The following is a 923-nucleotide window of genomic DNA, read 5'->3' as shown; positions in this document are numbered from 1 at the left end:
TAATTAAATCTATTTCACTTTTTGGTTAAATAGTTTTTCGCCAAAGTAGGTAAGTGATAAATTCACTTTTCATTAGTGGCTCAAAATTCACGGTTTAGTGTGTCGCAATGCTGTGAGTTTTTTAAATGTGTATTTTATGTTACTAATATTTATATAAATTGTGCGGCTTGTGGTAATGTAAAAATCGCATAACAAGGCATTCAAACGGACAAAAAACAGTTGGCTGTTTTCACTTCGTTCAACATTATAGCCAACAATTTTTAGCCGCTTAATGTGGCGTTATAAAGCACACGGAGCGTGGAGTGTATATTCGAATTTTATTACTTAATGTCTTTTTCCTTTTAACAAGTTGTGCATTTGTTAATACAGAAATCTTAGACGAAGCAAGTATTTGTCTAAAACCTAATTCCAATTATCAAATTGAAATCATTAATAGAGAAACCGTTACAGGTAGCCATTACACACCCTTCGATTATGACAATAAATCGATTTCTGATCATATTTATACTTTTCAGGTTTCTACACTAAATGGGGATCTAGAATCCCATCAAGTAAAGACGTGGTTAAACTCAAGAGTTATAGTTGCTAAATCGGGAAGCTTAAGTATTACGAATAATAAGCTTACTATTAATCTTGATTTCGATGGGTTAAAGTTAAAAGGGAAAGTCTTGTTTTCTAAAGATAATATCAAGAAGTGTGCAAGTGCTTTATAACAAGCCATTCAAGCAGGACTTTTAACAGTTGGTTAGGTTCCGCTTCGCTTCACATTTTAACCAACAATTAAAAGCCTCTTAATGGGGCGTTATGCGGCATTGCGAATTCGATTAAATGTAATTGTGGTATTTGTCTTTTCTTTATCTTGGTTATTTACGTGTAATTAAATCTATTTTAGTTTGTGGTTAAATAGTTTTTTCGCCAAAGCA

General features: G+C 32.4%; 1 protein-coding gene. It reads left to right on the top strand.

Features of this window, described 5'->3' with window-relative positions; translation table 11 throughout:
- Nucleotides 1–302 precede the first annotated feature (302 nt).
- Complete coding sequence (locus tag H4J66_RS00925) at nucleotides 303–713, top strand: hypothetical protein (protein WP_182169366.1); 411 nt, start codon at nucleotides 303–305, stop codon at nucleotides 711–713.
- The last annotated feature ends 210 nt before the right edge of the window (nucleotides 714–923 follow it).

It is taken from the genome of Colwellia sp. MB3u-55, assembly GCF_014076785.1.
In the GTDB taxonomy this organism is placed as follows: domain Bacteria; phylum Pseudomonadota; class Gammaproteobacteria; order Enterobacterales; family Alteromonadaceae; genus Colwellia_A.
The sequence above is the reverse complement of the archived record's forward strand: the minus strand, read 5'-3'. Positions and strand labels throughout refer to the sequence as shown.